This is a genomic window from Sulfitobacter sp. 1A13496 (genome assembly GCF_043557225.1).
Lineage (GTDB): Bacteria > Pseudomonadota > Alphaproteobacteria > Rhodobacterales > Rhodobacteraceae > Sulfitobacter > Sulfitobacter faviae.
Genome location: NZ_JBIFFP010000001.1, coordinates 1079340 through 1099507, shown reverse-complemented (window position 1 = coordinate 1099507; position 20168 = coordinate 1079340). Strand labels below are relative to the sequence as shown.

At 62.4% G+C, this 20168-nt stretch carries 21 protein-coding genes and 1 tRNA gene; 14 read left to right on the top strand and 8 right to left on the bottom strand.

Going from position 1 to position 20168, the window contains the following annotated elements; genetic code table 11:
- Positions 1–4: 4 nt before the first annotated feature.
- Both ACGYLX_RS05405 and ACGYLX_RS05400 read left to right on the top strand, forming a co-directional pair.
- On the top strand, positions 5–1327 hold the full coding sequence (locus ACGYLX_RS05405) for an ATP-binding protein (RefSeq protein ID WP_394447762.1): 1323 nt from the start codon (positions 5–7) through the stop codon (positions 1325–1327).
- Between the two features lie 69 nt (positions 1328–1396).
- Complete coding sequence (locus ACGYLX_RS05400) at positions 1397–1846, top strand: DUF4442 domain-containing protein (RefSeq protein ID WP_394447760.1); 450 nt, start codon at positions 1397–1399, stop codon at positions 1844–1846.
- A 27-nt stretch (positions 1847–1873) separates the two neighbouring features.
- On the opposite strand, the gene ACGYLX_RS05395 is transcribed toward ACGYLX_RS05400, so the two are convergent.
- Positions 1874–1950 (bottom strand) — tRNA-Ile (locus ACGYLX_RS05395).
- Positions 1951–2078: 128 nt separating this feature from the next.
- On the opposite strand from ACGYLX_RS05395, the gene purM reads away from it, so the two are divergent.
- The 3 genes from purM to rnd all read left to right on the top strand — a co-directional run bounded on the left by purM (position 2079) and on the right by rnd (position 4955).
- Positions 2079–3125: a phosphoribosylformylglycinamidine cyclo-ligase gene (gene purM / locus ACGYLX_RS05390; protein WP_394448099.1), complete on the top strand. Its 1047-nt coding sequence runs from the start codon at positions 2079–2081 to the stop codon at positions 3123–3125.
- On the top strand, positions 3122–3718 hold the full coding sequence (gene purN / locus ACGYLX_RS05385) for a phosphoribosylglycinamide formyltransferase (RefSeq protein ID WP_394447757.1): 597 nt from the start codon (positions 3122–3124) through the stop codon (positions 3716–3718). The genes purM and purN overlap by 4 nt, the downstream gene beginning before the upstream one ends.
- A gap of 79 nt (positions 3719–3797) precedes the next feature.
- A complete protein-coding gene (gene rnd, locus ACGYLX_RS05380; RefSeq protein WP_394447754.1) occupies positions 3798–4955 on the top strand; it encodes a ribonuclease D in 1158 nt (385 codons plus the stop codon).
- A gap of 58 nt (positions 4956–5013) precedes the next feature.
- Here the strand turns inward: rnd and ACGYLX_RS05375 are convergent, their stop codons facing one another.
- Positions 5014–5532: a hypothetical protein gene (locus tag ACGYLX_RS05375; protein WP_394447751.1), complete on the bottom strand. Its 519-nt coding sequence runs from the start codon at positions 5530–5532 to the stop codon at positions 5014–5016.
- Positions 5533–5658: 126 nt separating this feature from the next.
- Here ACGYLX_RS05375 and ACGYLX_RS05370 point away from each other — a divergent pair, with 126 nt between their 5' ends.
- Positions 5659–6069 carry a SufE family protein gene (locus ACGYLX_RS05370; protein ID WP_067266648.1) on the top strand — a complete coding sequence of 137 codons (411 nt, stop codon included), beginning with the start codon at positions 5659–5661 and terminating at the stop codon, positions 6067–6069.
- A 3-nt stretch (positions 6070–6072) separates the two neighbouring features.
- On the opposite strand, the gene ACGYLX_RS05365 is transcribed toward ACGYLX_RS05370, so the two are convergent.
- Positions 6073–6717 (bottom strand): DUF1638 domain-containing protein, encoded by a 645-nt coding sequence (locus tag ACGYLX_RS05365; RefSeq protein ID WP_394447750.1) that lies wholly within the window; start codon positions 6715–6717, stop codon positions 6073–6075.
- Positions 6718–6772: 55 nt separating this feature from the next.
- A complete protein-coding gene (locus ACGYLX_RS05360; protein WP_394409604.1) occupies positions 6773–7471 on the bottom strand; it encodes a corrinoid protein in 699 nt (232 codons plus the stop codon).
- Positions 7472–7672: 201 nt separating this feature from the next.
- On the opposite strand from ACGYLX_RS05360, the gene ACGYLX_RS05355 reads away from it, so the two are divergent.
- A complete protein-coding gene (locus ACGYLX_RS05355) occupies positions 7673–8749 on the top strand; it encodes a PA0069 family radical SAM protein (protein ID WP_394447747.1) in 1077 nt (358 codons plus the stop codon).
- 3 nt (positions 8750–8752) lie between these two features.
- Here the strand turns inward: ACGYLX_RS05355 and bmt are convergent, their stop codons facing one another.
- Positions 8753–9766 carry a betaine--homocysteine S-methyltransferase gene (gene bmt / locus ACGYLX_RS05350; RefSeq protein WP_394447745.1) on the bottom strand — a complete coding sequence of 338 codons (1014 nt, stop codon included), beginning with the start codon at positions 9764–9766 and terminating at the stop codon, positions 8753–8755.
- Between the two features lie 134 nt (positions 9767–9900).
- Positions 9901–10218: a DUF1476 domain-containing protein gene (locus tag ACGYLX_RS05345; RefSeq protein WP_209217756.1), complete on the bottom strand. Its 318-nt coding sequence runs from the start codon at positions 10216–10218 to the stop codon at positions 9901–9903.
- A 167-nt stretch (positions 10219–10385) separates the two neighbouring features.
- Between ACGYLX_RS05345 and purC the strand changes: the two genes are divergently transcribed.
- The 5 genes from purC to ACGYLX_RS05320 are packed head-to-tail and all read left to right on the top strand — an operon-like array spanning position 10386 to position 15230.
- Positions 10386–11147: a phosphoribosylaminoimidazolesuccinocarboxamide synthase gene (purC, locus tag ACGYLX_RS05340; protein WP_067266657.1), complete on the top strand. Its 762-nt coding sequence runs from the start codon at positions 10386–10388 to the stop codon at positions 11145–11147.
- A gap of 48 nt (positions 11148–11195) precedes the next feature.
- On the top strand, positions 11196–11426 hold the full coding sequence (purS, locus tag ACGYLX_RS05335; RefSeq protein ID WP_067266658.1) for a phosphoribosylformylglycinamidine synthase subunit PurS: 231 nt from the start codon (positions 11196–11198) through the stop codon (positions 11424–11426).
- Positions 11426–12094, top strand: coding sequence for a phosphoribosylformylglycinamidine synthase subunit PurQ (purQ, locus tag ACGYLX_RS05330; RefSeq protein ID WP_394447744.1), 669 nt, complete (start codon positions 11426–11428; stop codon positions 12092–12094). Before purS ends, purQ begins: the two co-directional genes overlap by 1 nt.
- 36 nt (positions 12095–12130) lie before the next feature.
- On the top strand, positions 12131–13891 hold the full coding sequence (locus ACGYLX_RS05325; protein WP_067266661.1) for an ATP-binding protein: 1761 nt from the start codon (positions 12131–12133) through the stop codon (positions 13889–13891).
- A gap of 4 nt (positions 13892–13895) precedes the next feature.
- Positions 13896–15230, top strand: a complete 1335-nt coding sequence (locus tag ACGYLX_RS05320) for a sigma-54 dependent transcriptional regulator (RefSeq protein ID WP_067266663.1) — start codon at positions 13896–13898, stop codon at positions 15228–15230.
- 23 nt (positions 15231–15253) lie between these two features.
- Here the strand turns inward: ACGYLX_RS05320 and ACGYLX_RS05315 are convergent, their stop codons facing one another.
- Positions 15254–15544 (bottom strand): hypothetical protein, encoded by a 291-nt coding sequence (locus ACGYLX_RS05315; protein WP_271691341.1) that lies wholly within the window; start codon positions 15542–15544, stop codon positions 15254–15256.
- 560 nt (positions 15545–16104) lie between these two features.
- On the opposite strand from ACGYLX_RS05315, the gene ACGYLX_RS05310 reads away from it, so the two are divergent.
- Complete coding sequence (locus tag ACGYLX_RS05310) at positions 16105–18996, top strand: Rne/Rng family ribonuclease (RefSeq protein ID WP_394447741.1); 2892 nt, start codon at positions 16105–16107, stop codon at positions 18994–18996.
- An 89-nt stretch (positions 18997–19085) separates the two neighbouring features.
- On the opposite strand, the gene ACGYLX_RS05305 is transcribed toward ACGYLX_RS05310, so the two are convergent.
- Positions 19086–19313 carry a sulfurtransferase TusA family protein gene (locus ACGYLX_RS05305; protein ID WP_067266668.1) on the bottom strand — a complete coding sequence of 76 codons (228 nt, stop codon included), beginning with the start codon at positions 19311–19313 and terminating at the stop codon, positions 19086–19088.
- Between the two features lie 91 nt (positions 19314–19404).
- On the opposite strand from ACGYLX_RS05305, the gene ACGYLX_RS05300 reads away from it, so the two are divergent.
- Positions 19405–20157 carry a cytochrome c biogenesis CcdA family protein gene (locus tag ACGYLX_RS05300; protein ID WP_394417758.1) on the top strand — a complete coding sequence of 251 codons (753 nt, stop codon included), beginning with the start codon at positions 19405–19407 and terminating at the stop codon, positions 20155–20157.
- The last annotated feature ends 11 nt before the right edge of the window (positions 20158–20168 follow it).

Sequence of the window (20168 nt, the reverse complement as noted above, 5' to 3'; positions counted from 1 at the left end):
AGCCATGAATTTTGCCTGGCTCAAACGATATGTTCCGCGCGGCATCTATGGACGCGCCGCGCTGATCCTGCTGTTACCAGTGGTGTTTTTGCAGTTGGTCGTCGTGGTGATCTTTGCGCAGAGGCATTTCGAAGGTGTCACCGGCCAGATGACCGATACGGTCCTGCGGGAACTGGAGCTGGTCATGCTGGCGGTCGGCACGGCCCCCGATGCGCAATCCGTGCCCACGGCGGTTGAGGCGCGGGCGGGTCCGCTTGATTTCGTGGTGACGCCCGCCAACCGTCCGCTGCCCGAAAAAGACAGCATGCTATGGTACGATTACTCGGGCCGCGTCCTCATTCCCCGGCTGCGCAGCAAGATGGACGGGATCGAAGCGGTGGACCTCAGCGATGACGATTTCGTCGTGCTCTATATCGAAAGCGTGCACGGGCCGCTGCGGATCCAGTTCGAGCGGCGGCGCATATCGGCCTCGAACCCGCATCAGCTTTTCGTCTACACCGTGTTTTTCGGCGTGCTTTTGAGCTATATCGCCACGATCTATCTGCGCAATCAGCTGCGCCCCATCAAACGTCTGGCCCGCGCGGCGGAGGCCTTTGGCCGGGGGCGGCATGAGCCCTATACCCCCACCGGCGCCATCGAAGTCCGCGCGGCGGGCAATGCTTTTGTCGACATGCGCGCCCGGATCGAGCGGCAGATCGAGCAGCGCACGCTGATGCTCTCAGGCGTGAGCCACGACCTGCGTACGCCGCTGACCCGGATGCGCCTCGGCCTGTCGATGATCGACGAAGAGGACGCAGCACCTCTGCTGGCCGATGTCGATGACATGCAGCGGATGCTCGACGAATTCCTGAACTTCGCCAAGGGCGCCGCCGAGGGTGAGCCTGAAGAGGTGGCCCCGCATGGGTTCGTCAGCGCCATCGTCGAAGACGCGCAACGGGCCGGGCGCAAGGTCACGCTGCTGCCGCCCGAGGGCGCGGGCGAGGGGATCGTGAAACTGCGCAGGGTCGCGATGCGCCGGGCGGTGGACAACCTTATTTCCAACGCCGTGCGCTATGGCACGCAGGCCGAAGTCTCGGTCATGCTGAGCGACCGCACCCTGCGCATCCGGGTCGAAGACGATGGCCCCGGCATCCCAGAAGCGCGGCGAGACGAGGCGACGCGGCCCTTCTCGCGGCTTGATCCTGCGCGCAACCAGGACAAGGGCGGCGGCGTGGGGCTTGGCCTTGCCATCGCCTCCGACATCGCACGCGCCCATGGCGGGGTGCTGCGGCTTGGGGAATCGGACCGCCTTGGGGGGCTGCGCGCGGATATCGTCATCGCGCGGTGACCCGGCGGCATGATTGTGCGATGCGTCCGGCTTTGCCACAGTGAGGTGACCTTAATACGGAGCGCAGCGATGACCCCCTATGACATGATCAAAGCCCATCTCGACTCGGCCGTGCCCTTTGCCGCCCATGTCGGGGTGAAACTGCTCGAGATCGGAGACGGCACCGCCAGCGCCGAATTGGTGCAGCGGCATGAGACCTCGAACCACATCGGCACGCAGCACGCGGGCGCGATGTTCACACTGGGCGAAGCCGCCTCGGGGGCCGCCATGGCCGGGGCTATTGCACCGGTGATCATGGACATGCGCCCCGTGGCGGCCATGGGGCAGATCACTTTCAAAAAGATCGCCGAAGGCACGCTGACCGCCCATGCCAAAACCTCGCGCCCCGGGTCCGACCTGCTGAGCGCGCTGCAAGAAGACGGCAAAGTCGCCTTTGACGTGGCGGTCGACATCCAGAACGAAGCGGGTGAAACGGTGGTCGAGATGCAGGTGAACTGGCACGTCAGCGCCAAACGGTGACGGCCACGAAAGGCGGGGGCGGAAGTATGGTAGGCCCGGCAGGACTTGAACCCGCAACCAAAGCGTTATGAGCGCTCTGCTCTAACCAATTGAGCTACAGGCCCGCCATGAGCGTTTGGGTATGACGCCGCAGGCCGAGCGTCAAGACATTAGCTGCACCAAATGATTGCAGTGGGCCGCGCAATACTCTAACTCCGCGCGCAAGGGAAAATGCGCGCCGGGGGCCATGACCATGACGAAATCCGACAACGGAATCACCTATGCCGAAGCAGGCGTGGATATTGACGCAGGCAATGCGCTTGTAGAGCGGATCAAACCGGCGGCGAAATCCACCGCGCGGCCCGGTGTCATGTCCGGCCTCGGCGGCTTTGGCGCGCTGTTCGACCTCAAGGGCGCAGGCTTTACTGACCCGGTGCTGGTCGCCGCGACCGATGGCGTGGGCACCAAGCTGCGCATCGCGATTGATACGGGCAATGTCGACAGTATCGGCATCGATCTGGTCGCCATGTGTGTCAACGATCTGGTCTGTCAGGGGGCCGAGCCGCTCTTCTTCCTCGACTATTTCGCCACTGGCAAACTGGAACTCGACAGTGCCGCGCGGATTATCGAAGGCATCGCCAAGGGCTGCGCCGATTCCGGTTGTGCCTTGATCGGGGGCGAGACGGCTGAAATGCCGGGCATGTATCACGCGGGCGACTTCGACCTCGCTGGTTTCTCGGTCGGCGCGATGGAGCGCGGGACCGAGCTGCCGCGCGACGTGAAAGAGGGCGACGTGCTCTTGGGTCTGCCGAGCGACGGGGTGCATTCCAACGGCTACAGCCTTGTGCGGAAGATTGTCGAACGTAGTGGTCTCGGCTGGGGTGACGATTGCCCATGGGGCGAAGGTGATCTCGGCAATGCGCTGCTCACACCCACGAAACTTTACGTCAAAGGCGCTGTGGCGGCTCTGCGCGCGGATGCCGTCTCGGCTCTGGCGCATATCACCGGCGGTGGCCTGACCGAGAACCTGCCGCGCGTGCTGCCCGTGGGGCTCGCCGCTGAGATCGACCTCAACGCATGGGAGTTGCCGCCGGTCTTCAAATGGCTGGCTGCCCAAGGCGGCATGGCCGAGGCCGAGTTGCTCAAGACCTTCAACGCCGGGATTGGCATGGTCGCAGTGGTCGCCGCCGACAAGGTCGAAGCCGCCAAGGCCGCTTTTGCCGAGGATGGCCATGCCGCCATCGAGATCGGGCGCATCACCACCGGCAATGGCGTCACCTATTCCGGCGCGCTGCTTTGACCAAGCGGGTTGCGATTTTCGTCTCGGGCGGCGGCTCCAATATGCGGGCGCTGGTTGAGGATATGACCGGCGACCATGCGGGCCGCCCCTGTCTGGTGCTGTCAAACAACGCGGATGCGGGCGGGATCGCTTGGGCGCAGGGGCAGGGGATCGCGACCGAAGTGGTCGATCACCGCCCCTTCGGCAAGGATCGCCCGGCCTTTGAGGCGGCGCTCAGCGCCGCGCTTAAGGCCCATGCGCCTGACATCATCTGCCTTGCTGGTTTCATGCGCAAACTGACCGAAGGGTTTACCGATGCCTGGGCCGGGCGGATGATCAACATCCACCCCTCGCTATTGCCGAAATACCGCGGGCTGCACACCCATGCCCGCGCGCTGGAGGCTGGCGATACCGAACATGGCTGCACCGTGCATGAGGTGACCGCCGCACTCGATGACGGTCCGATCCTCGGTCAGGCGCGCATCCCCGTCCTGCCCGGCGACACGGCCGAGAGTTTGGCCGAGCGGGTGCTGGTGCAGGAACACCGCCTTTATCCCGCCGTGCTGCGCCGTTTCGCCGCCGGTGAGCGGGAGCCGGTCCTGCTCACGGGCTGACGCTGGTCAAACCCTCTCGCGTGATGTACCTCTTTGACAAAGCCCGATGACCGGGCGTGCAACATGTCAAAGAGCATTTATGAAAACCATCACCACGACCGCCGACCTCGCGCAATTCTGTGAAGAGGCTGCGCGCCATGATTACGTGACCGTCGACACGGAATTCCTGCGTGAGCGGACCTATTATTCCAAACTCTGCCTTGTCCAGCTTGCCATGCCGGGCACCGACGACAGCAACGCCGTGCTGGTCGATCCCTTGGCCGATGGCATCTCGCTTGAACCTCTCTACGATCTGTTCCGCGACACATCGGTGGTCAAAGTCTTCCACGCCGCGCGGCAGGATCTTGAGATCTTCTATGTCGATGCCAAAGTCTTTCCCAAGCCGCTATTCGACACGCAGGTCGCCGCGATGGTCTGCGGTTTTGGAGAGCAGGTGGGTTATGAGACCTTGGTGCGCAAGATCACGCATCAGTCGCTCGACAAAACCTCGCGTTTCACCGATTGGTCGCGCCGCCCGCTGACCGAGGCGCAGAAGACCTATGCGCTGGCCGACGTGACCCATCTGCGCCAAATCTACGAATTTCTCGCCCACAAGCTTGAACAGACCGGGCGTGCGCGGTGGGTGGCCGAAGAGCTTGAGACGCTGCTCAGCCCCGATACCTATGTCACCCAACCGCAGGACGCGTGGAAACGGGTCAAGACCCGGACCAATTCGCCCAAGTTTCTGGCGATCGTCCGCGAGCTGGCGGCTTTCCGTGAGGATTACGCCCGCAGCCGCAACATCCCGCGCAACCGGGTGTTCAAAGATGACGCGCTGGTCGAATTGGCGAGCCTCAAGCCGTCGAATGGCGAAGAGTTGAACCGCGCCCGGCTGTTGCTGCGCGAGGCCCGCAAGGGTGAAATCGCCGAAGGCATCCTGAAAGCCGTGGCCGCAGGCGTGGCCTGCAAACCCGCCGACATGCCCCAGCCCGACCGCAAGCGCGACAAGCTGCAAGTGAACCCGGCCTTGGCCGATCTGCTGCGGGTGCTGCTCAAGGCCAAGACCGAAAGCGCGGGCGTCGCGGCCAAGCTCATCGCCTCGGCCAGCGATCTTGACATGCTGTCGGCAGGAGAGCGTGACGTGCAGGCGCTGCGCGGCTGGCGGCATGAGGTCTTTGGCGCCGATGCGCTGCTGCTCTGCGAGGGCAAGATCGCCTTGGCCGCGGATGGCAATGACGTGAAAGCGGTCAAAGTCTGAAACGAAAAGAGCCGCCCGATCAGGGGCGGCTCTTTCTCAATAGAGGGCATGCGGCGTCTTAGCGGCGAGAGACCAGCGCGTTTAGCTGCCCTTCGACGCGAATCTCGCGCACCCCGGCCAGCGTCTGATCGGTCAGGCGACGCCCGGCAATCACTTCGCGCGTGGGGCGGCTGCCTTGCGGGGTGGCCTTGTCGGGCCGGACCCCTTCCAAACGATAGGTCAGAACACCGTCTACGGGCGTCTCATCCGGGGTCGCGGGGGTCAGGCGCACTTTGTAGATGCCTTGGCGTGCCGCCAGCCCGGTGGCGCGCAGAATCGCACCGCCCGGCACCGGCTCGATGGTCAGATCGGTGATCTGCTCAAAGGGGCGCCCCTCATAGGTGTCGACCTCAACCGCGCGCCGCGCGAACAGCCCGCTGCGCTGCGGAATCAGGGGGTTCGTGCTCTCCGCCGGGGCGGTCTCAACCGAACGGGCGGGGCCGAACCAATTCAGCGGGTTGATGCGGCTGTCACGGACCGTGCCGCAGGCGGATACCAAAAGGGTCGAAGCCAAAAGAGCGAGGGTTGTCTTGCGCATGGGAACCGCCGTTAAGTTTACTTGCCTTGTGCTACCCCATCCCGCCAGCCTTGGGAAGGGGGTGGACCTTTGCCCATGGGCATCCTACCTGTCAGGCAATGGAATTCACCCGAAGAGAGTGCACAGATGGCCACGCCCGCCTTTGAAGAACTGGTCGAGGATTTCGAGTTTCTGGACGATTGGGAAGACCGCTATCGCCATGTGATCGACCTTGGCAAAGCGATGGAGCCGCTGCCTGAGCCGCTGCGCGTCCCCGCGACCAAGGTCGATGGCTGCGCCTCTCAGGTCTGGCTGCATGCACAGTTCGAGGGCGGGAAGCTGCATTTCGACGGCGCCAGCGATGCGATGATCGTCTCAGGGCTAATCGCGGTTTTGCGCAAGCTTTACAACGGTTTGACACCTAGTGAGGTGGGCGGGGTCGATGCAAAGGCGGAACTGGCGCGGCTGGGGTTGAACGACCACCTTTCGGCGCAGCGGTCGAACGGATTGCGCGCGATGATCGAGCGGGTGCGCGAGACGGCAGCGCAGGAAGCGTAACGCTCAGAGGGCGCGCAACACCCGCGCCAAATCCCCGTAGCCCGTGAAGCGCCGCTCGAACGCGAGGCCGAGCCGTGCGGCGCAGTCTTGGGCCTTTTCGGTCAGCGCCGGGTCATCCGTCTGCGCCTGATAGACCAGTTTCTCGTAATTGCCGAAATACATGTCGCGCAACTCTGGGTGCCGGTCGAGGCCCATGGGTTTGATGATGAAAGCGTCGAACTGCCGGACCAGAAAATCGGTGAGGTAGAAGGTGGTGATCTCATCTTCGGCGGTTTTGGCGAAGCTCTCGTTGCCTTGGAAAAAGCTGTAGCAATGCGGCCCTGCGACCATTTGCACGCCGAGTTCTGCGCAGGCGCGTTCCAGCCCGCCGCCCGTGCCGCAATCGGCGTAGACAACAAAGAAATCGTCATAATCCGCGCGGTGCTTGGCGACCGTATCACGCACCGCCTGCGTGATCTTCTCCGGGTAGAGGTGATATTTCGCGGGCAGGCAGGTCAGGTCCAGATGGGTCCAACCGTTGGCGGCTTTCAGATCCAAAATCTCACGCGCCAGCGCCCCGCAGGCAATCAGCAAGATACGGCCCGCGCGGGTGTGCGCGAGCCCGTCTTGGGTCAGGGTCCGGTCATCTGGCAGCGGGGCGTCATTCATGCCGATACCATCGCATGTCACCGCGCCTCAAGCCAAGCGGGCAGGGGCGGGAGGCTTAGGCGTTGGCCGAATTATGTCGACGGCCCATCCAATCCTTCGCGGTTTCCACCGCCACGGCGGCGTCGCGGCAATAGGCATCAGCCCCGATGGCCTTGCCGAATTCCTCGTTCAGCGGCGCGCCACCGACCAGCACGATATAGTCTTCGCGCTTGCCCTGTTCGACCAGCGTGTCAATCACCACTTTCATATAGGGCATGGTGGTGGTCAGCAGGGCGGACATGCCAAGGATATCGGCCTTTTCCGCTTCGAGCGCTTCGAGATAGGCTTCAACCGCGTTGTTGATGCCCAGATCGACAACCTCGAAACCCGCGCCTTCCATCATCATGCCAACAAGGTTCTTGCCGATGTCGTGAATGTCGCCTTTGACGGTGCCGATGACCATCTTGCCGACGCGCGGCGCGCCGGTTTCAGCAAGCAGCGGCTTGAGGATGGCCATGCCGCCCTTCATCGCATTGGCGGCTAGCAGCACTTCGGGCACGAAAAGGATACCGTCGCGGAAATCCGCGCCGACGATGGTCATCCCGCCGACAAGCGCCTTGGTCAGGATCTCATAGGGCTCCCACCCGCGGTCGAGCAGGATTTGCACCCCTTCTTCGATCTCTTCCTTGAGACCGTCATAGAGGTCATCGAACATCTGCTGGACCAGTTCTTCGTCGTCCAACTCGGCCAGGATGATATCGTCTTCTTCCGACATGGTGTTTCCTTCTGCTGGGCGTGCAGGTGCATGACACTTGAGCCCTTGTCTCACGGAATGTTAGCGCCGGGGTCGCGGTTTGCGACATCGGCCGCGCCTTGCGCGACGCCTTGGGGGCAAACTACTGCTTTTTGCGGTGTAAGGACAAGGGTTTGCACGAGGTTACTTGCCGATGTTCGCGCAATGTTCTAACCTTCTTTCATGGATAGGGAAGACCAGCGATTCCGCGTGCTTGGCCGCGCGGCAGGCAGCAATGATGCGGGCCGGTTTGAGCGTCATACCCGCGTCGCCGAAGATGACGGTTGGGCGCGCGACGAGGTGCTTCCGGTGCTGCGCACCCAGACCAGTATTGAGGTGCCGCGCCGGGTGATCACCTACAACCGCTCGCCGGATTTGCCTTTTGATCGGTCGATCAACCCCTATCGCGGTTGCGAACATGGCTGCGTCTACTGTTTCGCGCGGCCCAGCCATGCCTACCTCGGCCTATCGCCGGGCTTGGATTTTGAGACGCAGTTGATCGCCCGCCCCGAAGCGCCGGACGTTCTGGCGCGGGAGCTGCGGTCGAAGCGCTATCAGGTCGCGCCCATCGCCATCGGCACCAACACCGATCCCTATCAGCCGATCGAAAAGACCCATGGCATCATGCGAGAGTGTCTTGAGGTGTTGTCGGCGTTCAATCACCCGGTGGCGATCGTCACAAAGGGCAGCCTGATCGAACGCGACATCGACATCTTGGGCGACATGGCAGGGCGCGGATTGGCGGCGGTCGGCATTTCGGTGACCTCACTGGACGCGAAGCTGAGCCGCTTGATGGAGCCGCGCGCGCCCGCGCCGCAGCGGCGGTTGCAGGTGATCCGAAAGCTGTCGGAAGCAGGGATTCCGGTGCGGATCATGGCATCGCCGATGATCCCGGCGCTGACCGACCCGGAATTGGAGGCGATCCTGACCGCCGGGCGCGACGCGGGAGCGCGGCACGCCAGTTGGATCATGCTGCGCCTGCCGCGAGAGGTTTCGCCGTTGGTACAGGACTGGCTCGCCACCCATTACCCCGACCGGGCCGAGCGGATCATGGCGCGCTTGCGCGATATGCATGGCGGCAAGGAATATGACGCGGGCTGGCACAAGCGGATGCGGGGCGAGGGGCCATATGCGCAGATGGTGGCGCAACGTTTTGATCTGGCGGTAAAGCGTTTGGGGCTGGCCCGTTCCGGCGTGCCGCTGCGCTGTGATCTGTTTCGACCGCCCTCCGAAAAGGGCGATCAATTAAGCTTGTTCTGAGCCTCAGCCCCGGCGGCGCCCGCGGCGCGGCGCGCGCGTCGGGCCTTGGCCATCGGTGCCATCGCTCTCGGAAGAGAAATCGCCGATCTCTTCGCGGATCTGCTCCAGCGTGGGGGCTGGGCCTTTTTCGGTGCTATCGAGCGCCTCGCGCATGGCGACCAGATGCTCGGGCAGGGTGCCGCAGCAACCGCCGATGACGCTTGCGCCTGCGTTGCGGGCCATCACCGCATAGCGTGCCATCAACTCGGGCGTGCCGTCATAGTGGATGTGGCCTTCGACGTATTTCGGGATGCCAGCGTTGCCTTTGGAGATGATCGGCAGCGTGCCGTTCTTCGCGGCAAAGCCAAGCACGGTGCGTAGCAGGTCAGAGGCGCCGGTGCCGCAGTTGGCACCATAGGCCAGCGGCATGTTGTCGAGCCCATGCACCAAGTCGACCATCCCTTCGGAGGTCAGCCCCATCATCGTGCGGCCCGCGGTGTCAAAGCTCATCGTGCCACACCACGGCAGACCGGCAAGCTGGAACCCCTCAGCAGCGGCGCGGTATTCTTCGGGGGCGCTGATCGTCTCTAGCCAGCCGATATCCGCGCCACCTGTCTTGAGCCCATCGGCGGTCTCGTGGAACATCTCAACGGCGAGGGAGTGGGACAGGGTGCCCACAGGCTCCATGATCTCACCCGTGGGGCCGACGGAACCTGCAACGATCACCTTACGCTCGGCAGTATCGGCCACTTCGCGCGCCAGTTCGGCGGAGACACGGCTCAACTCATGCACGCGGTTCTGCGCGTCGTGCAGCTTGAGACGGGCGGCATTGGCGCCGAAGGAATTGGTCAGGAACAGATCGCTGCCTGAATCCACCGCGAAACGGTAGAGCTTGGTGATCTTGGCAGGCTCGTCAGTGTTCCACAATTCGGGCGCGTCGCCCGACATCAGCCCCATGTTGAACAGATTGGTCCCCGTGGCCCCATCGGCGAGCAATGTGCCCTTTTCAGCGAGAAGATCGGTGAATGCGTTGCTCATGGGGGCTCCTGTTGGGTCTGGGAATTTCGCCTGATGTCATGCTGGCCACTTGGGGGCAATCTCATAATATTCATCTTCATTATGAGGGCAGGCGGGGAGGCCGCGCCCCGGCGCCGAGACCGGGGCGCAGGGTGTCAGCTTGTCTCGCTCAGCAATTGCGCCTTGGCCTCGGCCATCAGGCTTTGCATCTTGCCGCGGATCGTCGCCTCATCCGCGCGGTCGCCCAGATCGCCCGAGACTTTGCGATAAACGTCTTCGTCGCCCGCTTCTTCGAAATCAGATTTCACGACCTCTTTGGCATAGTCCTCGGCATCGCTGCCGGACTTGCCCAAAAGTTCAGCAGCCCAGAGGCCCAGAAGCTTGTTGCGCCGCGCCTCGGCACGGAATTGCATGTCCGCGTCGTGGGCGAACTTGCTTTCAAAGGCATTTGCACGGTCGTCAAAGTTGCTCATATCGGGTCTCCGATTGCTGCGGTTACCCCTTTGATATGCGAACGCGCGCCCGTTCGCGCAAGTGGCGCGGCAAAGGTGACGGGCCATGCTTGCAGCAGCGGGGTGCTTGCACTAAGAGAAGCCCAAGCGGCGGGGATGTTCCCGGCCCCCTGTTGGAAAGGATGCCCATGGCCCGGCGCAACAAGATCTACGAAGGCAAGGCAAAGATCCTCTATGAAGGTCCCGAGCCCGGTACGATCGTTCAATATTTCAAAGACGATGCCACGGCCTTTAACGCCGAGAAGAAAGCCACGATTGAAGGCAAGGGCGTGTTGAACAACCGCCTGTCCGAGTTCTTTATGACTGGACTGAATAGCATCGGCGTGCCGACACATTTCATCAAACGCCTGAACATGCGCGAACAGCTCGTGCGTCAGGTTGAGATCATTCCGCTGGAAGTGATCGTGCGCAACTACGCCGCCGGTTCCATGTCCAAGCGCCTTGGCATCGAAGAGGGCACGCAACTGCCGCGCCCGATTGTTGAATATTGCTACAAGGACGACTCGCTCGGCGATCCGCTGGTGACAGAAGAGCATATCGCCGCATTCGGCTGGGCCAGCCAGCAAGACATGGACGATATCCTGAGCCTTGCGCTGCGGGTCAATGACTTCATGTCGGGCGTGATGATGGCCGTCGGCATCAAGCTGGTGGACTTCAAGATCGAGATTGGCCGCGTCTATGACGGTGATTTCCAGCGTCTGATCGTCGCCGATGAGATAAGCCCCGACAGCTGTCGCCTGTGGGACATCGAAACGGGTCAGAAGCTCGATAAAGACGTGTTCCGCCGCGATCTCGGCTCGCTCACCGATGCCTATACCGAAGTGGCCAAACGCCTTGGCGTCATGCCCAAGAACAACGCGCCGGTGACCAAGCCGACGCTGATCAACTAACGCGGCTTCGCCGTTCAATTTGCAGATGTTACAAAGGGGTGTCGCGCCATGAAAGCACGGGTGCATGTGATGCTGAAGAACGGGGTGCTCGACCCTCAGGGCGAAGCGGTTCGCCACGCGCTCGGAGCCTTGGGCTTTGACGGGGTGAACGGTGTGCGTCAGGGCAAGGTGATCGAACTTGACCTCGCCGAAGGCACCTCCGAGGCTGATGTGAACGCCATGTGCGAAAAGCTCTTGGCCAATACGGTGATCGAATCCTATTCGGTGGAGTTGGCCTGATGCACGCAGCGGTAGTTGTCTTTCCCGGGTCCAATTGCGACCGCGACCTTGCCGTGGCTTTCAAAGCCGCGGGTGCCAAGGTCTCCATGGTCTGGCACAAGGACAGCGAACTGCCGCAAGGCGTTGATATCGTGGGGATCCCCGGCGGGTTCTCCTATGGCGATTACCTGCGCTGCGGGGCCATCGCCGCGAATTCGCCGATCTGCCGTACAGTGGCCGCCCATGCGGAGCGGGGCGGCTATGTGCTGGGCATCTGCAACGGATTTCAGGTGCTGACCGAAACCGGCCTGCTGCCGGGCGCGTTGCTGCGGAACAGGGGATTGAAATACATCTGCAAGACCGTTGGTCTGAAGGTCGAGACTACAGCGAGCGATTACACCAACGGCTACACCGCCGGTCAGGTCATCGACATTCCGATTGCCCACCACGACGGCAACTATTTCGCGGATGACGAGACGATAGCGAAATTGCGCGGCGAAGATCGCGTGGCCTTTAGCTATGCCGAGAACCCGAATGGCGCGCGCGATGACATCGCGGGCATCCTGTCGGAAAACCGCCGGGTGCTGGGCATGATGCCGCACCCTGAGCGGGCGGCGGAAGCGGCGCATGGCAATACGGATGGGGCGGCGCTCTTCCGCGCATTGACCGGTGCTTTGCAAACCGCCTGACTTGAGTGCGGCGCGCGGAGCGCGTAGGTTGCCGCGATGAGTGATACATCCGGTTCCGAAGGCAATAGCATGGCCGTATCCTGGCGGGTGCGGTTCGCCATCGCGGCGCTGATGATCCTCGCCGTGGTGACCATTTCGATCACCAACAAACTGCTGACCGACCGTTTTACCGAAAGCACCCGCAACCGCGCCGAACTGCGCATCGCGCTTTATAGCGGCAACCTGTTGGCGGAACTGCGCCAGAATGCCATCGTCCCGCAGCTTTTGGCCCGCGACCCAACCTTGATAGGGGCGCTGCAAACGGCGGATTATTCCCTATCGACGCAGCGGCTTATCTCCTTCGTGGAAGAGATTGGCGCGGCCTCTTTGATGCTTTATGACATCGACGGGCGTACCGTTGCGGCGACCGACCGCAACCGTTTGGGCTCTGCGCATAAATCCGAGCCTTATTTCGTCGACGCCATTCGCTCCAACGCCACAATCTTTTCGACGATTGAGCGTGAGCAGGGCGGCTATCGTTTCCTCTATTCGCGGCGCATGCAGTCGGGCGGCACGACCCTTGGCGTGATCGCGGTCGAGGTCGACTTGCAGAAGTTCGAGCGCGCATGGGCCGGGATTTCCGATGCGGTGATTGTCATGGACAGCACCGGGCAGATCATCCTCGCCACCGAGCCGCGCTGGCGTGGCCTGACCGAACCCGAAGCTTTGGCCAACCACACGCCGCAAAGCGCCATTGAGCGCGCCATCCAAGCCACCACCGATTGGACCGCGCTGCCGCCCGACGCCTATTTGCAGGGCGAAGCGGTGATGCGTCTGGAAAACCGCATCCCGTTCCGGGGCTGGCGGATGAGCAGCTACACCACTTATGCTTCCGTCCGCGAGAAGGTGAACGGCGTGCTGGCGCTTGAGGTCATGGGTTTTGCGATCCTGCTGGCTTTGGCTTTCTACTTTCTCAGCCGTCGCACGGCCGGAAGGCTGGCGATCTTCCAACGGGAATCGGCCAAACTCAGGGCGCTGAACCTTGCCCTTCAACGTGAGATTGCCGAACGCAAGCGCGTGCAACAGACCCTCGCCGTGGCCGAACAAACGCTTGAACAGTCGTCGAAACTCGCCGCCTTGGGCGAGATGTCTGCCGCCGTCAGCCATGAGTTGAACCAACCGCTTGCCGCGATGAAGACCTATTTGGCGGGCGCGCGGTTGTTGCTCAACCGCAACCGGCAGGATGAGGCGCTGTCGTCCTTTGGGCGGATCGACGATCTGATCGAACGGATGGGCGCGATCACCCGGCAGCTGAAATCCTATGCCCGCAAGGGGCAGGAGGCTTTCTCTCCGGTCGACATGGGCGCGGCGCTGGCATCGTCCCTGTCGATGATGGAGCCACAATTGCGCCAACGACAGGTCCAGATCAGCCGGATTCTACCCGATAATCCAGTCATGGTGATGGGAGACCGTATGCGGATCGAGCAAGTTATGGTAAACCTGTTAAGAAACGCATTAGACGCAACAAAATCGGAACGAAACCCTCAGGTGGACATTATACTATCAGCGGGGGAGACGGCGACATTGACCGTGCGCGACAATGGCCCGGGGATCGAAGACTTGGACGCGCTGTTCGAACCTTTCTACACGACCAAACAGCCCGGCGATGGCGTTGGGCTGGGTCTTGCCATTTCATCGGGGATCGTCAACGACCTCGGCGGGAGGCTGACGGCGCGCAACGGACAGAACGGTGGCGCTGTATTTGAAATGCAGCTGCCCATATTGGCAGATGAAACGAAGATAGAAGCGGCGGAGTGAACGCATGGCTCAGGCAATGAAAATCGCGATTGTAGATGACGAACAGGACATGCGGCAGTCGATCAGCCAGTGGCTGGCCCTTTCGGGTTATGACACGGAAACTTTCGGCAGCGCCGAGGACGCGCTCAAGACATTGGGGCCCGATTATCCGGGCATCGTCATTTCCGACATCAAGATGCCGGGCATGGACGGGATGCAGTTTTTGAAAAAACTCATGGGCAGCGACTCGGCCCTGCCGGTCATTATGATCACCGGCCATGGCGATGTGCCGATGGCGGTTGAGGCGATGCGGGTGGGCGCGTTCGATTTCCTCGAAAAGCCCTTCAACCCCGATCGGATGAGCGAGTTGGCTAAGAAAGCCACCAACGCGCGGCGGCTGGTGATGGACAACCGCGCGCTGCGGCGTGAACTGTCGGACGGTGGCCAGTTGATGAAAAAGCTGATCGGCCAATCCCCGGTGATGGAACGCCTGCGCGAAGATATTCTCGATCTGGGGCAGGCCGATGGGCATGTGCTGATCGACGGGGAAACCGGGACGGGCAAGACTTTGGTCGCCCATGCGCTGCACGCCGTAGGCTCGCGGGCGGGCAAGAAATTCGTGCTCGTCTCCTGCGGCGCCTTGGAGGAAGAGGCGCTGGCCAAGCGGCTATTCGGCCCGATGCAGCCCGAAGACGCGCAACTGCCCGCCATCGAAGAGGCCCGCGGCGGCACTTTGGTTTTGGAGGATATCGAAGCGCTATCCGAGCAACTCCAAGCCCGGCTGCTGAGCGCGATCAACGAGCAGGGCACCCCGGCGGAGACGCGGATCGTTGCCATCTCGAACCTGCAAGAGGCAGGGCGCACCTCGGAAGACGCGCTGCGCTCGGACCTGTTTTATCGTCTGGCGGCCCTGCGCATCACCGTGCCCCCGCTGCGCCAACGGGGCGAGGATATTCTGACGCTCTTCACCCGGTTGAGCGATCAATTCGCGGATGAATACGGTTGCGAGGCGCCTCAGGTTAGCGCGCAAGAGGCGGCACAGCTGTTGCAGGCGCCTTGGCCCGGCAACGTGCGTCAACTCATCAACGTCGCCGAACGCGCCGTGCTGCAATCGCGCCGCGGATCGGGCACCATTGCCTCGCTGTTGATGAGTGACCATGACGAAATGCAGCCGGTGATGACCACCGAGGGCAAGCCGCTGAAAGAATATGTCGAAGCCTTTGAGCGTATGTTGATCGACAACACCATGCGCCGCCACAAGGGCTCGATCGCCAGCGTCATGGACGAGCTTTGCCTGCCACGCCGGACCTTGAACGAGAAGATGGCGAAATACGGGTTGCAGCGGTCAGATTACCTCTGACCGCGCCCCACAAGCAGCGCGGCTTAACCGTTGCGCTGCTCTGCGATCTCGACCGCTTTGCCATTCGGATCGGTGATGCAAGACCAGCTCGCCGCGCCGGGCACATCGACGATATGGCGGTAAAGCTCAACCACCGGACGGGTGGTATTGATCGCAATCCCCGCCGCTCCGGTTTGCTGGGCCACCGCGGAGATACAGCTTTTCTGCCCGCGCAATTCCGCCAGCGCTGCGGGGTCGTCGGCCACGGCGATCTCATCACAGGCGGCGAGGCCCAGAAGGGTCAGACAAAGCGCGGGGCGCAGAAATTTAGGCATGAAAGCGGTCCTTTGAAACTCTGGGCCGCATCGGCGGCAAGGCAATTCTATAGCGTCGACCGGCGACAGCCGCTGCGACAGTCTGAATGTTTCCAAGCCCATGCGCCTTGTCAACCGACCGGGGATAAAGCGCATTTGACTGTTGCTCATTCGATTGACCATTGTGTTTCACCCCGTAAAGCCCTTAACTAGCCGGATAAGTCCCGTAACGCCCGACCGGCGTGGGGTGACTTTTGACAGTTTCGCTGCCGTGCCCGCCCGACACCGGGGGGCCAGCAGACCGATTGGGCCGGAAACGGCCGAAGAACCGCTGATATTCGCGAGGGTTAGCCCGACCGAAGCACAGCTAATTAATGGATGGGAGAGGCCGCAGAGCCCTCGCATCGGAGAAGAACCGCGATGACGCGCGCAGATGCTCAGAGCAGACAGTCGGGGGCCATTCGTGGCCCTGCTGTTGCCGCGTCCTCCATCGCCCTGACAAGTCACACCTCCCAGCCCGAAGCCCCGCCAGGGGCCTTTTGTGCGCGGGTGCTGTGCATAATGGATCTATGTCTAAGAAAATGCTTATCGATGCCACCCACGCCGAGGAAACTCGGGTCGTGGTCGTGGACGGAAACAAGGTCGAAGAATTCGATTTTGAATCGGAAAACAAACGCCAGCTTGCTGGCAATATCTATCTAGCCAAGGTTACACGGGTCGAACCGTCGCTTCAGGCGGCCTTTGTCGACTATGGCGGCAACCGTCACGGTTTCCTCGCTTTCTCGGAAATTCACCCCGATTATTACCAGATTCCCGTCGCCGACCGTCAGGCGTTGCTGGAAGAAGAGCGCGCCTATGCCGAAGCGCAGGCCGCCAAGGATGACGAAGAAGAAAAACCCAAGCGCACCCGCTCGCGGTCGCGCAGCCGGTCGAAAAGCCAAGCGGCCGAGACCAACAGCGATGACGCCGTAGCCACCGCCGAGGTCGCCGAGGACAACAGCGATCAGATCGCGGGCATGGAAACCGTCGATCTCGACAGCGAAGAGGGCAGCTCGCCCATGGAGCGGGTCGCGGAAACGCCGGTCGAAGAGCCCGAGAATGACGCGGCGGAGGGTGATGTCGCCAAGGCCGAGGACGCGGCCCCCGCCAAGGCGGATGACGCGGCAAAGGCCGAGGATGCCGACGCCAAGGATGACGCGCAGGCCGACGGTGAAGACGCCGATGGCGAGGACAAAGGCAGCGATGCCACGGCGAAAGACGATTCCATCGAATCCGTCGCCGATGAAGACGACAGCGAAGACATCCGCCCCGTGCGCAAACCGCGCCCGCGCCGCTACAAGATTCAAGAAGTCATCAAGGTCCGCCAGATCCTGCTGGTGCAGGTCGTCAAGGAAGAGCGCGGCAACAAGGGTGCGGCGCTGACCACCTATCTCAGCCTCGCCGGTCGTTACTGCGTGCTGATGCCCAACACCGCCCGTGGGGGCGGCATCAGCCGCAAGATCACCAATGCCGCCGACCGCAAGAAGCTGAAAGAGATCGCGACCGAGATCGAGGTGCCGAAAGGTGCCGGCCTCATCGTGCGCACCGCCGGGGCGAAACGCACAAAGGCCGAGATCAAGCGCGACTACGAATACCTCCAGCGGCTGTGGGAACAGATCCGCGAGTTGACGCTGAAGTCCATCGCGCCTGCCAAAATCTACGAGGAAGGCGATCTGATCAAACGCTCGATCCGCGACCTCTACAATCGCGAGATCGACGAGATTCACGTCGAGGGCGAGCGCGGCTACCGCATCGCCAAGGACTTCATGAAAATGATCATGCCGTCCCACGCCAAGAACGTGAAGCTCTACAACGAGAGCCTGCCGCTCTTCGCCCGCTATCAGGTGGAAAGCTACCTCTCGGGCATGTTCAACCCCACGGTGCAACTGCCCTCGGGCGGCTATATCGTGATCGGCGTGACCGAAGCGCTGGTGGCGATCGACGTGAACTCGGGCCGGGCCACCAAGGAAGGCTCGATCGAACAGACCGCGCTCAAAACCAACCTTGAAGCCGCTGATGAGGTCGCACGCCAGCTGCGTCTGCGTGACCTTGCCGGGCTCATCGTGATTGATTTCATCGACATGGACGAGCGCAAGAACAACGCTGCCGTCGAAAAGCGCATGAAGGACCGGCTCAAGACCGACCGCGCGCGGATTCAAGTGGGCCGCATCTCGGGCTTTGGCCTGATGGAAATGTCGCGCCAGCGTCTGCGCCCCGGCATGATCGAGGCGACGACCCAGCCTTGCCACGCCTGCCACGGCACCGGCCTCGTGCGCTCGGACGATAACCTCGCCCTGTCGATCATCCGCCAGATCGAAGAAGAAGGCACCCGCCGCCGCTCCCGCGAAGTACTGGTGCGCGCGCCCGTGGGCATCGCCAACTTCCTGATGAACCAAAAGCGCGAGCATATCGCCCATATCGAAATGCGCTACGGCATGTCCGTGCGGATCGAAGGCGATCCGTCGCTGGTGAGCCCCGACTTCCACATCGAGAAGTTCAAGACGGCCACGCGCACCGTGCCGCCCGTCTCGGATCACGTCGTCTCGGTCGATACTTCCCTCATGGATCAAATCGACGAGGATGAGAGCGCCGCCGAGGCCGAAGAGGCCCCCGCCGCACAGGACGCCAGCCCCTCAGACAACGGGAACGGCAATGGCAACGGTGAAGAGGGCGAGGGCAAATCCAAACGCCGCCGCCGCCGTCGTCGCAGCCGGGGTGGCCGTGGCCGCAATGGCAATGGCGATCAGCAGAACGGCGCAGAGGATCAAAACGGTGCTCAGCAGCAGGACGAAGTGAAATCGGACGAGGGCGAGAAAACCGCGCCGGTAGAGGCAGAAGCCCCGCAGGCCGAAGCGGAAGCCGCGCCCGCCGAGGAGAAGCCCAAGCCGAAATCCCGCAGCCGCTCACGCAAGCCTAAGGCCGAAGTCGCTCCCGAAGCGGAACCCGCGCCCGAAGCCCTTGCCGCCGCAGAAGGCGAAGCGCCGAAGGTCAGTGCCGAGGCTGAAGGGGAGGAGACGCCCAAGCCCAAGCCCAAGCGTAGCCGACGGACCAAGAAACCCGCAGCCGAAGCGGCGGAAGAGACCGTAAGCGCAGACGCCGTGGCAAGTGAGGAAGAGGCCGCACCCGCGCCGAAGCCCAAGCGCCGCAGCCGGGCCAAGGCCAAGCCGGTCGAGCCGGTCGCCGAAGCCACGCCCGATGCAATGGCCGAAGCCCTGCCGAGCGAAGCGCCCATCGCGGCTCCGTCACCGGAGACGGCGACGCCCGTCGCGGAAGCGCCTCAGCCTGAGCCGCAGCCCGACCCCGTGCCGCAGCCGGCGGAGGCCGAGGCACCCGCTGCCGAAACCGCTCCCGAGCCGGTCGTGGAAAAAGTCGAAGAGCAGCCCGCCGAGAAGCCCAAGCCCAAACGGCGCGGCTGGTGGTCACTGGGCAGCTAAAGCGCTCTAGATAAAGGAAACGGCGGGCTTTCAGGCCCGCCGTTTTCAGTTTTGCGATAGGGTAAGAAAGACGGCGTGATTGCGCCCGTTCAGCCGCCCTTGGTGATGATGTAAAGCTCTGCCGCGCCCTCGGTCCGGGTTTCGGTCAGCTGATGGCCCGCCTCGGCACAGAAATGCGGCACGTCGATCACGGCGGCGGGGTCATCCGCCGTCATGTGAAGCTGATCGCCCGGCGCAAGCGCGGCCAGTCGTTTGCGTGCTTTCAGCACGGGCAGGGGGCAGAGAAGCCCCGTGGCATCCAGTTTTTCGATCTTCATGAGATCAGTTAAGGCAAGCCGGTCCCGAGGTCCACGATCTTGTGACAATATGACAGGTGACGCCGGGGCCATGTCGGTCTAGGAGTTGGTCATGTTTGAAATAAGCCTCCTCGACGCCGGGATCCTGCCGGCCATGACCATCGCCCTTGTCGCCGGGATTTTCAGTTTCCTGTCGCCCTGCGTGCTGCCCATCGTGCCGCCCTATCTGGCCTATATGGGGGGCGTGTCGATCAATGACATGTCGAGCCAATCCAGCGCGCGCCGGCGGGCGGTGGTGGCGGCGCTGTTCTTCGTGCTGGGGCTAAGCACCGTTTTCGTGCTCTTGGGCTTCACCGCCTCGGCCTTTGGGATGTTCTTTCTCCAGAATCAGGCGCTCTTCGCCAAGATCTCCGGCGTGGTGATCATCGTCTTTGGCCTGCATTTCATCGGCCTCTTCCGCATTCCCTTTCTGGACCAAGAGGCACGGTTGGACGCGGGCGATAAAGGCGGTTCCAGCTTTGGCGCCTATGTTCTGGGGCTGGCTTTCGCCTTTGGCTGGACGCCCTGTATCGGCCCGCAGCTTGGCGCGATCCTGTCGCTCGCGGCAAGCGAGGCTTCCGTCTCTCGCGGTACGCTTTTGCTGGGCATCTATGCGGCAGGGCTGGGGATCCCGTTCCTGCTGGCCGCGATGTTTATCACCCGCGCAATGACCCTGATGAACCGTATCAAACCGCATATGAAGCTGATTGAGCGGATCATGGGGGGGCTTCTCGTGCTCGTCGGGCTAGCCTTGCTGACCGGTGCCTTCACCGCCTTCTCCTTCTGGCTGCTCGAAACCTTCCCGATCCTCGCAACCGTGGGTTAAGCCTTATTCTC